General features: G+C 46.2%; 9 protein-coding genes. 4 read left to right on the forward strand and 5 right to left on the reverse strand.

The window, feature by feature from the left end; translation table 11 throughout:
* Nucleotides 1-24: 24 nt before the first annotated feature.
* From LYZ37_RS02340 to LYZ37_RS02355, 4 genes are all read left to right on the forward strand, one after another.
* Nucleotides 25-1,254 carry an ammonium transporter gene (locus LYZ37_RS02340; protein WP_004742634.1) on the forward strand — a complete coding sequence of 410 codons (1,230 nt, stop codon included), beginning with the start codon at nt 25-27 and terminating at the stop codon, nt 1,252-1,254.
* A 140-nt stretch (nt 1,255-1,394) separates the two neighbouring features.
* The gene (locus LYZ37_RS02345) at nt 1,395-2,411 is read left to right on the forward strand and encodes a Fe(3+) ABC transporter substrate-binding protein (protein WP_272786297.1); all 1,017 of its coding nucleotides are present in this window, start codon (nt 1,395-1,397) and stop codon (nt 2,409-2,411) included.
* Nucleotides 2,412-2,585: 174 nt separating this feature from the next.
* Entirely contained in the window at nt 2,586-4,211 is a 1,626-nt protein-coding gene (locus LYZ37_RS02350; protein ID WP_272786298.1) for an ABC transporter permease, read from the forward strand.
* Complete coding sequence (locus tag LYZ37_RS02355) at nt 4,211-5,242, forward strand: ABC transporter ATP-binding protein (protein WP_272786299.1); 1,032 nt, start codon at nt 4,211-4,213, stop codon at nt 5,240-5,242. The genes LYZ37_RS02350 and LYZ37_RS02355 overlap by 1 nt, the downstream gene beginning before the upstream one ends.
* A gap of 62 nt (nt 5,243-5,304) precedes the next feature.
* Here LYZ37_RS02355 and LYZ37_RS02360 read toward each other — a convergent pair whose 3' ends face one another.
* From LYZ37_RS02360 to LYZ37_RS02380, 5 genes are all read right to left on the reverse strand, one after another.
* Entirely contained in the window at nt 5,305-6,717 is a 1,413-nt protein-coding gene (locus LYZ37_RS02360; protein WP_272786300.1) for a phosphoglucomutase/phosphomannomutase family protein, read from the reverse strand.
* Nucleotides 6,718-6,769: 52 nt separating this feature from the next.
* The gene (locus tag LYZ37_RS02365; RefSeq protein ID WP_272786301.1) at nt 6,770-9,175 is read right to left on the reverse strand and encodes a GH36-type glycosyl hydrolase domain-containing protein; all 2,406 of its coding nucleotides are present in this window, start codon (nt 9,173-9,175) and stop codon (nt 6,770-6,772) included.
* Nucleotides 9,176-9,262: 87 nt separating this feature from the next.
* On the reverse strand, nt 9,263-11,173 hold the full coding sequence (locus LYZ37_RS02370; protein WP_272786302.1) for a beta-N-acetylhexosaminidase: 1,911 nt from the start codon (nt 11,171-11,173) through the stop codon (nt 9,263-9,265).
* Between the two features lie 10 nt (nt 11,174-11,183).
* Nucleotides 11,184-12,059: an N-acetylglucosamine kinase gene (locus LYZ37_RS02375; RefSeq protein WP_272786303.1), complete on the reverse strand. Its 876-nt coding sequence runs from the start codon at nt 12,057-12,059 to the stop codon at nt 11,184-11,186.
* Entirely contained in the window at nt 12,052-13,779 is a 1,728-nt protein-coding gene (locus LYZ37_RS02380) for a glycoside hydrolase family 9 protein (protein WP_272786304.1), read from the reverse strand. Before LYZ37_RS02380 ends, LYZ37_RS02375 begins: the two co-directional genes overlap by 8 nt.
* Nucleotides 13,780-13,813: the final 34 nt, after the last annotated feature.

Below are 13,813 nucleotides of genomic sequence, written 5' to 3' on the forward strand. Positions count from 1 at the left end.
ATTCAAAGGACTGGAGACAATAAGATGGAATTAACAACAACAGTAACAGAATTACGTTACGCACTAGACACCTTTTTCTTCCTCATTTCGGGTGCGTTGGTAATGTGGATGGCAGCAGGTTTTGCTATGTTAGAAGCGGGTCTGGTTCGCTCAAAGAACACTACTGAAATTCTAACTAAAAACATCTGCTTATACGCGATCGCTTGTACTATGTACCTGATCGTTGGGTACAACATCATGTATGTTGATAATGGTGAAGGCGGTTGGCTACCATCATTTGGTGCGCTGATTGGTACTCAAGGCGAAGGAGCTGATCACTCGCTAGAGTCAGACTTCTTCTTCCAGGTCGTGTTTGTCGCAACAGCTATGTCAGTTGTGTCAGGTGCCGTTGCTGAACGTATGAAGTTATGGTCTTTCCTTATCTTCTCAGCGGTACTGACAGCGTTTATCTACCCAATGGAAGGTTACTGGACTTGGGGCGGTGGTTTCCTATCAGAGGCGGGCTTTAGTGACTTTGCAGGCTCAGGTATCGTTCATATGGCAGGTGCAGCCGCAGCTCTAGCAGGTGTTCTACTTCTAGGTGCTCGTAAAGGCAAATATGGTAAGAACGGTGAAATCTACCCAATTCCAGGCTCAAACATGCCTCTAGCAACGCTTGGTACTTTTATCCTATGGTTCGGTTGGTTCGGCTTCAACGGTGGTTCTCAGTTAATGGTCTCTGATTTTGAGAATGCAACCGCAGTGGGTCAAATCTTCCTTAACACCAACGCAGCAGCAGCAGCAGGTGCCATTGCAGCACTACTTGTCTGTAAAACAACTTGGGGTAAGGCTGACCTTACTATGATTCTTAACGGCGCATTGGCAGGTCTTGTCGCTATCACAGCAGACCCGCTATCACCTTCACCACTTTACGCGGTAGCAATTGGTGCAGTATCTGGCGCACTAGTGGTATTTAGCATTATCGGTCTAGACAAGCTTAAGATTGACGATCCTGTTGGTGCTATCTCAGTACACGGTGTATGTGGTTTCTTCGGTCTGATGGTTGTGCCGCTAAGCAATGGTGATGCAACATTTGGTGCACAGTTACTTGGTGCTGCCGTTATCTTTGCTTGGGTATTTGGTGCAAGTCTAGTGGTATGGGCCGTGCTTAAAGCAACAATCGGTATCCGAGTTTCTGAAGACGAAGAGATGGAAGGTATGGACATGCATGACTGCGGTGTTGGTGCTTACCCAGAGTTCGTAACTGTGAAGTAACATATAGTTACAAATAAAAGTATCAAAAACCTGCTCTGATGAGCAGGTTTTTTTGTTTCGCATCATTGTTTTCTAAACTATGATGAATATAATAACGCAACTGATAAACGTTATCATTACGAAGTTAAAGGACTGAACCAATGAAAAAACTGCTGACTCTTTCTGCACTAGCTTGCGCGACAATCGCACCTACAGCGGCAATCGCTGCAGAAGAAGTGAACGTATACTCTTACCGTCAACCTTTCCTAGTTGAGCCAATGTTCAACGAGTTCACTAAAGAGACAGGTATTAAAGTAAACGTTAAGTTTGCTAAGAAAGGTCTAGCAGAGAAGCTAGCTCAAGAAGGTGAATACAGCCCAGCGGACGTGATTCTAACTGTAGACATCAGCCGCCTATCTGAGCTGACTAAGAAAAACCTTGTTCAAGCTGTTGAGAGCGAAGTTCTAGAGAAAAATATTCCTGCACAGTACCAAGACTCTAACAACGAGTGGTTTGCACTAACAACGCGTACTCGTAGCGTTTACTCTTCACGTGACCGTGTTGGTCGTCTAGGCGAAGACTTCACTTACGCTGATCTAGCTAAGCCTGAATTCAAAGGCAAAATCTGTACTCGTAGCGGTAAGCACCCTTACAACGTATCTCTAGTTTCTGCAATGATTGCTCACGAAGGCGAAGCAGCGACTAAAGAGTGGTTAGAAGGCGTTAAAGCTAACCTAGCACGTAAGCCACAAGGTAACGACCGTGCTCAAGTTAAAGCAATCAAAGAAGGTCTATGTGACGTTTCTCTTGGTAACAGCTACTACCTAGGTAAGATGGTTAACGATGCAGAGCAAAAAGCTTGGGCTGATGCAGTTTACATCAACTTCCCTAACCAGAAGTCAACAGGTACTCACGTAAACATCTCTGGTATGGCGATGGCTAAGCACTCTCCAAACAAAGAGAATGCAGTGAAGCTTATGGAGTTCCTAGCGGGCGATAAAGCACAAAGCATGTACGCAGAAGTGAACTACGAATACCCAGTAAAAGATGGCGTTAAGCGTTCTGAACTGGTTGCGTCTTGGGGTGATTTCAAGCCAGATACAATTTCTCTAGATGACATCGCAAGCCACCATGAAGATGCGATCAAGCTACTAGACGAAGTTAAATTCGACCTATAATAGTTTTTAGCGAGTCATTGGCTCACTAAATAAACACAGCCTCAAGTCGCTCTTTTTGTAGGGTTACTTGAGGTTGTTTGTTTATAAGGGTATAAATACCCTAAACTATTAAAGGGATATGAGAGGTATTTGCAAACGCATTTATATTTCATAAATCCTGGTTGTAAGTAGGCGATGAAAGAAAAAAATTATTTATGGAAAACCAGTAGCGGAGCGCTCGCTTTGCTACTGGTTTTGCCGATCTTAGCGATATTCATGACTGCTGTTGGCGAAACCAATGAGCTTTTTACTCATTTGATGTCAACGGTGATGCCGACTTACGCATTTAATACGGTGGTCTTAGTTGCGGGTACTATGGCGCTGTCTCTTCTTTTTGGTATTCCTTCTGCATGGATAATGGCGATGTGCCGTATTCCTGGAGAGCGCGTTTTGCAATGGGCGCTAGTACTTCCGCTTGCGATGCCTGGTTATATCGTTGGTTACATTTTTACTGATTGGTTCGACTTTGCAGGGCCTGTGCAAATATTACTGCGTGATTTGACCGGGTGGGGACCTGGTGATTATTGGTTTCCAGACATTCGAACTTTAACTGGCGCGATTATTGTTCTCGCCTTAGTACTTTATCCTTACGTATACCTGCTATGTCGTGCGGCTTTTATGGAGCAAAACGTTTCTCTGCTCCAATCGGCGCGACTTCTGAAATGCTCGCCTTGGGAGAGCTTCCGTCGTATTTCTTTACCTTTAGTTAGACCGTCTATTGCCGTCGGGCTTTCGCTGGTGGCAATGGAAACCATTGGTGATTTTGGTACGGTCAGTTACTTCGCGGTTAATACCTTAACCACAGCGGTCTATGACACTTGGCTTGGTTACTCAAGCTTAACTGCCGCAGCGAAAATCTCAGCGATAATGTTGGTTGTCGTCATTCTATTACTTAGCTCAGAACGCTATAGTCGCCGTAAGCAGAAACTGTTTCAAAATCAGTTTAGTAGTCGAGAAGACTTCCGCTATCAGCTAGTCGGTTGGAAAAAATGGCTAGCCTTATCTTGGTGTTGGGGGCTTGTTTGTGTTGCCTTTATCTTCCCGCTTGGCCAATTGATTATCTATGCGTACAAATACTTCGCTCAAAGCTGGACGGCGGAATTTCGCGAGTATGCGCTCAATAGCTTGTATGTTTCGCTTACTGCTGCGGTGATTGGTGTTGTGGTCGCACTGATTGTTAACTTCTGCCAACGCGTTAATCCTGGGCGTAAGAGCCTTGCATTTATGCGCTTGTCCTCGATGGGGTACGCGGTGCCTGGAACGGTGCTTGCCATTGGCGTGATGGTTCCAGTGTTATTCATGGATCACTTGGTCAATGACATTGCCAAGTATATGGATTGGGGCCGACCTGGATTAATTTTTTCTGGTTCTATGTTTGCACTGATCTTTGCCATGGTAGTGCGTTTCTCGGCAGTTGCTATCGGCAGTATTGAAAGCAGTTTAAGTAAAGTCTCTCCTTCACTGGACATGGCATCAAGAACCATGGGGTGCAGCGCCAATGCCATGCTTTGGCGAATCCACTTACCACTGGTACGCAGAGGGGCTTTAATCGCGGGACTATTAGTGTTTATTGAGTCAATGAAAGAGCTTAATGCAGCCTTGCTGCTGCGTCCTTTCAACTTTGAAACTTTGGCCACCTATGTTTATAACTTTGCCTCTGACGAGCATCTAGAACTAGCGGCAATGCCCGCCGTTCTATTGGTCTTGGTCGGCTTAGTGCCTTTAGTTATTGTTAACCGTTCACTGGAGCATTCCCACTAATGAGCTGTGCATTATCAATTAAAAACTTAACGTGTAAATACGATGAGCAAACGACAGTGCTTGAGTCACTGTCGCTAGAAGTTGAGCAAGGTGAAATTGTTTGTCTACTAGGGGCGAGTGGCTGCGGTAAAACAACTCTACTCAAGGCGATTGCTGGTCTGCTGCCTTTAAGCTCGGGCACTATGAGCCTGAACTGTATGACTATCGATGATGGCGCGAATTGGCTCCCGCCAGAGCAGCGTAACATTGGTATGATTTTTCAAGATTACGCGCTGTTCCCTCACCTAACAGTGGCTGAGAATGTTGCTTTTGGTCTGCGTAAACTATCGCTTAGTGAGCAAAAATCCAAAGTTGACGAGATGTTAGCCTTGGTTCACTTGGATGGTTATGGGGATCGTTATCCTCACCAACTTTCTGGTGGTCAACAACAGCGCGTCGCAATAGCACGTTCTTTGGCGTATAAACCCGATCTCTTACTGCTCGATGAACCGTTCTCAAACATTGATACTCAAGTTCGTCATGAGCTTATTGCCCAGATCCGCAAGATCTTTAAGAAGCAAGGGGTGACGGCGATTTTCGTTACTCACAGCCGTGAAGAGGCGTTCGCCTTTGCTGACAAGATGGCAGTGATGAACCATGGTGTGATAGAGCAGTATGGCACCGCAAGTGAGCTCTACTATCAACCATCAAGCAAGTTTGTGGCAGACTTTTTGGGCGGTGGTAGCTACCTAACGGCTAAGCGTTCTTCTGAGTCTGAGTTTGAAACTGAACTGGGTTTGGTTGAAGCCACTGCTCAGCAACATATTCAAATTGGTGACCATTGCGAGCTCCTGCTTCGACCTCAGCATGTGCAGATCAGCGCGGCTGAAGAGAGTGCAGTGACTGTATTGGAACAACAGTTTATGGGTGATCACTGCCGTTATGTGATTGATGCGAGTGGCAGTCGATTGCTAGCAAGCTCAGCAGAGCCTTTGACCATAGGCCAGCAAGTGTCGGTCAAGGTTGAGACCCAAGGTGTGCTCGCTTTCTAGTTAAAAAAGTGCCCGGCTAAGTCGCCGGGCTAATTGTATTCACCTATAGGGAAGTGAATTCATTATAATTGCAAGAAGGCTTTGACTTGCTGTACGACCTGCTCAGCGGTCTCTTTGTCTGCCATTTCTGCAAAGATACGTAGCAGTGGTTCAGTACCGGAGAAGCGCGCAATCACCCAACCACCATTCTTGAAGTAGACCTTAGCGCCATCTTCATAGCTCACCTTGTCTATCTCAAACTCAAAATCAGGCAATTGTTTTTCAACATAAATACGATTGTAGAGTACCTCTTTTTGCGCAGGCTTAAAGGTACAGTCTCCCTCAGCGGTATAGGCATAGCCATACTTGCCGTATATTTCATCCAGTAGTTCTGACAGTTTCTTGCCGGTCACAGAGATCATTTCAACCAATAGGCTGGAGGCGAAAACACCGTCTTTACCCTTGATGTGTCCACGGATGGTAAGGCCACCAGAACTTTCACCACCGATCAGCGAATCATCGGCTTCCATCTGAGAACTGATATGCTTAAAGCCTACCGGTACTTCAAATGATTTCTCACCATGATCAGCGGCGATCTTATCGAGAATATGCGTCGTAGCAATATTTCGAACCACGGAGCCTTTCCAGCCTTTGTACTCTAGTAAGTAGTAGTAGAGCAGGATCAGCACTTCGTTAGGGTGAATAAAGTGGCCTTTTTCATCGATGATACCTAAACGGTCAGCATCACCATCGGTTCCAATACCAATATCGTAACCTTCTGCCGCCACAAGGTGTTTTAGCCTATACAAGGTCGCGGCACTCGGTGAAGGCATCAAACCACCAAAACCTGGGTTCTTACCATCATTGATCACATCGACATCACAACGGCCGTTAATCAGTACAGTTTGCAGCGCGTTTTTCGCCACACCGAACATAGGGTCGATCAAAACACGCAAGTTGGCTTTCTTAATTGATTCAATATCGATGAAGTTAATGATCGAATCGACAAACTCATTCATTGGGTTGATGACATCGATCAGTTTGTCTTCAACCGCTTGGTCGAAATCAACCGACTTAACCTGCTCAGCGCTTAGCTGGCTAATTTGTGTTTCGATTTTTTCAGTGATGATTTCATCAGCGTCACGCCCGCCTTGGATAAAGACTTTAATGCCATTGTAGTCGGCTGGGTTATGTGAAGCGGTGATACAGGCAGAGTAGGCACAGCCCATCTCTTTGGCCTTAAACATCACAATTGGCGTTGGAACGAATTTGTCGATAAAGCTAACGGTAATGCCGTTTGCAGCCAAAACCTCTGTAAACCAGCGACCAGCTTTATCTGATAAAAAGCGACGGTCGTAACCAATTACGAATCCTTTGTCAGCCACCTGTTCTTGATTGATGATGTTGGCCAGAGCTTGAGCCACTAAGCGAACATTGTCTTTAGTGAACTCTTCGCCAATGAATGCGCGCCAGCCACCTGTTCCAAATTTAATCATAGTGATAATCCTTTAAGTAAAAGAGCCTCTCGAAAGAGGCTCATTGCTGGCGTTAACCAAGAACAACCACAACGTCGTTGACACTGCCTTCCGCTTGAACTGGAACAGCGCCTGTCACTGCTTGTCCGTTAACCGTGATTGACTTGACTCCTTTGCTTACTGAGCTTGGGTTCTCGACCTTGATGTTGTAGGTCGCGCCTAACCATTCACGAGTGACTTCAAAGCCAGGCCAATCAGTTGGAATACATGGATCTATGGTCAAACCATCAAAACCGGTACGTACACCTAAGATGAAGTTGGTTACTGCGAAGTAAGCCCAGCCCGAAGTGCCCGTCAACCATGGATGGTTAGCGCGACCATGATCTTGGTGATCACGCCCCATAATGAACTGCACGTATGAGTAAGGTTCAGCAATACGCTTTTCTATGATGTCATTTTGGTTGTATGGGTTGAGCGCATCGTAGAATTTCATTGCGCGGTCACCACGACCTAGTTTCGCTTCTGCTACCCACGCCCAAGGGTTTGGATGCGAAAAGATAGCGCCGTTTTCTTTTACGCCTTGGTATACACGGGTGACAAAGCCGATATCATCGTTCGGTGTCGCAAATGAAGGTGCGTTAAGGTGCAGACCGTATTCTGAGAATAGATTCTCATCTACAGCATCCATCGCTTTTTCACCGCGCTCTTGCGATACTGCGCCCGATAGAACGGCAAGAGTGTTTGACTCTAAGTGGATACGGCCTTCGGTCTGTTGTGCAGTACCAATCTTATCGCCATTTTTGGTCAAGCCGCGGATGTACCATCCGCCTTCATCATCCCAAAGGTGCATTTCACACGCTTCACGAACATTGGCCGCCATTTCGGTGTATTTCTCAACATCTGCATCGCGACCTAAATATTTCGCTAGGTCGATGAACTCTTGCAGAGCCCAGAAGTGGAGGAATGAAACCATAGAAGACTCACCGCCACCTAGGTTTAGACAGTCGTTCCAGTCAGCACGTAAACCTTTACAGATACCGGTTTGACCGACATATTCTGCCGAGAAATCGAGTGCGGCTTTCATATGCTCGTAAACTGTTGCGTCTCCGCCGTCAGCGTAAGGAATGACTTCCTCGAAGAAACTATGCTCCCCAGTTTCCATTACGTACTTACAGATGGTAGGAACTAGCCATAGATGATCATCCGAACAAGTGTCTTCGATGCCGTGGATCTTATCTTCATCAGATGGTGTCGGAACTACGGTTGGAGATTTTGAAGGCTCCACATCGGCTTTTTCAGGATCGAACCAATCAGGATCAAATAGGTGTAGACCATAACCGGCTTTAACTTGACCGCGAAGAAGATCAACAAGACGCTTACGTGTCATTGCGGCATTTGAATGTGGGACTGAAATCGCGTCTTGAGCAGTATCTCGGTAACCCAGACCAGTACGCCCACCGACTTCAATGAAAGAAGCAAAGCGAGACCAAACCACACAGGTTTCAGCTTGGTATAGAGTCCAAGCATTGATCATTGTATCTAAGCCTTCGTTCGGCGATTTGACTTGGAACTTAGCACAACGCTCGTCCCAGTGCGCTTTAATGCCTGCAAACGCAGCATCGATATTCGCGAGGTCTTGATACTTTTCACGCAGACGTTCGCCATTACCTTTACCGATACCTAGAATGTAAGCAAATCGCACTTCTTCGCCAGGTTGGATGGTGAACTGCTTGTGTAGCGAACCGCAGTGGTTGTAACAAGTTTGCGCGCTGTTGGTACATTTACCTTGTTCAACGGCAATTGGATTTGCTTCGTCGCGGTATAGACCTAGGAAGCTATCACGTTGACCGTCGTATGAGTCAGGAGCGAATGTAGAGGCTAGGTAGTAGAAACCTTCAAAGTCGTTGGTGTTGTAGTACAAGTCATACTCAATCACGCCATCTTTGTACTCAGTTCCTGCCGAGTAAAGTGACATTTGGTGGTTCTGATTATCAGATTGAATGTGGCTGAATGAGAATTCAACGAATGAGAAAGCACTGATAGTACGTGGCTTATCAGATGTGTTTTTAATCACAACGTCCCACACTTCCGCATCTTCCCCTTTTGGTACAAAGAGCGTTTTTGTTGCTTCAATGCCGTTGTAATCACACTTGAATTTTGAATATGACAAGCCGTGGCGTACTTCATAACTTGCTTCATCTAAGCTTTTTGCAACTGGCTGCCATGAGATTGACCAGTAGTCGCCAGTTTGATCATCGCGCAGGTAAACATAGTGACCCGGGCGATCGAAAGTTGCGTTAGGGCGGAATTTGGTAACACGGTTATATTCAGGGGAGTTGTAGAATGAATAACCCCCTGCATTGTGCGAGATGACAGTACAGAACTTCTCTGTGCCTAAGTAGTTAGTCCATGGCGCAGGTACGTCTGGTCGAGTGATGACGTATTCACGATTGTCGTTATCGAAATAGCCGTATTTCATGTTGATTTCCTTTTTACCAAGCTGCCACTTTGGCAGCCAAAAATTTAAGCTAGTGAAAACCGCGAATGCTCACCATTCGCTCCAGTGTTATTTCCACGGTTGACGGTAGTTAATATCTTGCCTGTCGAGTAAAGGTAAATGGCCTTTTAACCGTGCTAAATAGTCTTCCCAATCCCGTTCGGATTTCTCTGTCCAACAAGCTTCTGCCATGGCAGTGAGTCGTGGGAAAACCATGTAATCCATGCGATTTTGCTGTGTGACGATTTCGCTCCATAGTGCGCACTGAATACCCAAAATGCGTTTTCTTATTGGATCGTTATCAGGAACTTGCGCTAATGGCTCATAGCGATAAGCATTTTCGAGAGGGATAACCGCTGCCCAATCGACCCCAGGTTCCTCTGGGCTGTAGTCTTGGGTCATATCTAAATAAGTCGATTGACCTGGCTGTAAAATGACATCAAAGCCTTGTTTAGCGCAGTTAAGAGCAGCCTCTTCACTGAGCCAAGAGTAAATAACCGTATCTTTGCTGACCTTATTGCCGTGTTGAGCCTCTTCCCAACCCACCATACGTTTACCCAGTGAGCGAAGCTTTTTCTCCGCATAGCCGAGAAGATGACCTTGGAGCTCTTTAGCGCTCTGATAACCCTTCTCTTGCATCAGTTTCTGGCAGGCAGGGCTTTCTAGCCACACGCCGTCAGGCACTTCATCGGCACCAATATGAACCCAAGGGGAGGGAAATAGCTCAGCGACTTCTTGTAAAACCTTGTCGAGGAACTCGTAAGTGCCAGCAAGGGCTGGCGAGAGCACATTGTCGTTGTAGTGCTGAATGCTGCGATACTGAGAACGATCATTGGGATCTTGTAATAGCTCTGGTAAAGATTTAATCGCCGCACGGCAATGGCCTGGGATATCGATCTCTGGAATTACGTTGATTCCGCGTTCGTCTGCATAAGCAATCACCTCTTTGACTTCTTCTTGGCTGTAATAACCGCCATATATGTCAGCTAGGTGACTGTATTGAGGTTCAAGCTCCGTCCCAACTCCGCGGTAGCCACCAATTTTGGTTAACTCTGGCAGCGCTTTAATTTCCAAACGCCATCCTTCATCATCGGTTAGGTGCCAGTGGAAAGTATTAAATTTGTAATGGGCGAGTTGGTTGATTAAACGCTTTACCATATCAATTGAGTGGAAGTGGCGAGCACAATCCAACATCATGCCGCGATACTTAAAACGTGGCGCATCAACGACCTTAATACACGGAAGAGATAAGCTATGGTCGTCATCTTGCTCAATTAATTGCAACAGGGTTGCGCTGGCATGAACAAAACCAGAGCGAGAACCTGCTTCAAGGCGAACGCCTGCACCACTCACCGTAAGTTGGTACTCACCTTCATCAAGAGTCGGATTATTGCGATAAACAATCTCGCTATGACCTATGGTTTGAGCTTTAAAGTCAAACAACCTTTCTAGTTCTAGCTGCAACCAGGTGGCGGCTTTCTCGGCTAGATTAGCTTGTAATGTAATTTGACTAGAGCGAGTCAGTTGAAATTTACCATCAAATAGTTCGACCTTATTTGGCTTAGGAATCAGCGCAATTTCAGGCGTATCAACACTCGGGAGCTCGGCGCGTTCACGATATGGCGAGGCAAGGGCAATAGGGGTCAAGACGACCTGATGCTTTTCCTGACCACCATTAGCAATAATGACCGCGTCTTTTAGTCCGTCGGTGTAGAAACGAAATGGAGCAGTATTGATACTAAACTCGCAGTAGTAGTGCTGATTGGCCTCAAGAATTTCGATATCAGGTTTGACCGTGCAGAAACTACCAACCTGTTTGATTTCTCCATGAGTAAAGCTATCAGGCAAGATAAAACGATCAATGATAAACTGCAGCTGCCAGTTGTCGAGTGATTGATCGGTAAGGTTATGCAAAGTTAAACCAAAACGGCAAAACTGCTTTTGTTCGGATAGGACAGCAAGTTCGACGCGAAAGCTCATAATCTTATCCTTAATAAAGATTGTGCTCAGGTTGACCGGCAAACATGATTGCGCCCTCGATGGCATCAAATTGCGGTTCAACAATCCAAGACTGTACTGGTGGCGAAAGCCAAGCTTTGATGCGCTCAGCAATGCTGCCCATTAAACAGATGCGAGTTGCACCTTTACGATTAAGTGCCACTAGGAACATTTCAATGTCTGCAGCCGTCTGCTTAAGCATGTCGATTGCTAAGCTATCGCCCTGATGGGCGTGTTGAAAAATGGCAGGAGAGAATTGTCCGTAGTCTCTTGGTAATGCCGATTTAGACCATTCCACTATTTGGTCAACATCATGGTTGAAATGAGCGAGAACGTGCTGAGCAAGTGGAGTCTTTTCGCCGATACCATCTTGAGCAAGAAGAACTTTTTGAATAAGGCGTAGGCCCATAACAGCGCCGCCACCTTGATCTGAGATTGGAAACTCACGTCCACCGACAACATGTTGTTGATCATTTTCAAGGTAGATACCACAAGAGCCTGTGCCTGCAATCATGATCGCACCAGCATCACCATTATGGGCGCCAATACAGGCGCCGTACGCGTCGGTGTTTAGCACGATCGAAGCGAATGGGTGTGGTAGTTCCATAAAGGCTTGCCATGCTGATTTTTGCTCAGCACCTGCTAGAGCAAGGCCAAGATGCATGCGCGCAAAATCATTGGAAGTTAAGCCACCTTGAGCGGCGGCTTCGGTAATAGCTTGAACAATCGAAGCCATTGCAACTTCAACGCCTAGCAAAATATTGGCGCTACCGCTTTTCGCTTCGCCGATTAAGTTGCCTTGCTCATCACGGATTCTGGCGCGGCACGAGGTACCGCCACCATCAATACCAACAAATAACTTACTCATTGGTTGTCTCCTCAGTATTGAAGTGAGCGAACTGACTTACTATCGCGAGTAAATACCAAGCGCCATGTGGAATCCATTGCTCTCCCCAACGCCAGTTTTGCAACATGTCGTCTTTCTGTTTTTCTGGGTTAAAGGCGATGTCGTTTTCGTCTTCAAATCCTGCGGTAATACCGTTACAAATGCCGCCTTTGGCATTAAAGAATCCAAGCTGTGGCAGGTAATCTGGATTGTTGATGCCATGCCCATCTAGCATGCACATATGGTAAGGGTTAAGGCCTAAGATCCAGTTGAGACTGTTTTGGGCGAATGCGAGCAGTTGTTGCTTCATCGCATGATCTTCAATATGCGCAAGGGCTAAAAATGCCATGCTACTGAGAGAGCCTAAACGTGCATTCTCTCCTTGCCACCAATAACCGCTTTCATTGTTCTGCGCGACAAAGAATGCATCGCGCTTTTCACCATCAACCGATTTGACGTATTGGCGAGGGTAACCAAATGGGTTTGCCACGCTATTGCTAATCGTCAATTCAAACTTCACCGCTCGATTGAGCACTTCGGTCACTTGTGATTTTCGTTGAGCGTTAGGCTCAACATTGAGGTACTCACATAGAGCGATAACGGGCAGGCCGGCTTCAGCGGCGTGATAGTATGGGCGACTGCCATCTTGGTTGGCAGCCCAGTAATGGTTGAAGTTTTGGTCACTTTGTTGACGTGAGACCAGTTGATTGCTCCAGTAGCGGCACTCTTCAAGATACTGTTCATTTTCTGTTGTACGCAGCAGTTCAGTCACGGCTAGCAACGCACAGTACTCATCAATGATGTTCTCTTGGCCGTCATCTAGGTATTGGCGGTTAAACTCTTTAAGGTGCCAATAGCCTTTCTCAGCAGCGGCTAAGTATTCTTGGCGAGTAAACTCACCGGATTCATCTAATCGAGCTGCCTGAGCTAATGCCGCGATAGAGATACCGCCACCTTGTCTAAAGCCTGCTTGATGGTCTTCAGACTTGTGGCCGTCTTGAGTCGCGTAGGCACAAATCTCTCGCTGTTTGGTATCTTTCGACCACTTATCAAATACGGTCATGTAAAAGTAACCGGCTTCATTTTGCATTCGCACTAGGAAATCTGCGCCGAATAGCGCCTCTTCAATTAAGCGAACTTTAGAGAAAGCGGGCAAAGCATCTCCACTACCTACAAGTTCTAAACCTTTGAGCATGTTCCAAACTACCATCGGAGTTTGCTGCGGATTTAGGTAATTGGCATACGACAAGTGACTTAGGTATTTGCTGACATCCCCTGAGGCATCATACCAGCCGCCTTGAACATTTACGGTTTGATCACTGCCGAGAATAGGAACCTGCTTATCTTGTTTGTCAAAGCGGCCACCACATCGTTGTGATTTGAAGTAGTGGAGCAGATCGGAAAAGGTTGTGTTGAGCAGTAGGCCTTGCTCAATTGCAAATACTTCAGAGCGCAGGTTTTCAACTCTTAGGTAGAAGCGTCCTGCTTGTTCAAAATCAGAGAATTCAATACGAAAAAAACTCCCTTGGTGCCAATTAGCGACCTTTGTGCCTTTCTCAATAGCAAAAGTCGCCACAGTTTGATGACTGTCGGCACATACTAACAACGCAGTGGTAGATGAAAGTCGTGTCTTGCCGGTCATCAAAACAGCCTGCTTTGGCCCAAGGGCTTCATAACCAATATGGTTAGTAAGTAGCAGCATTAAAATCTCCGAAAAATCAATCTTGGTATTAGTT

Origin of the sequence: Vibrio tubiashii, assembly GCF_028551255.1 — a bacterium.
Lineage (GTDB): Bacteria > Pseudomonadota > Gammaproteobacteria > Enterobacterales > Vibrionaceae > Vibrio > Vibrio tubiashii_B.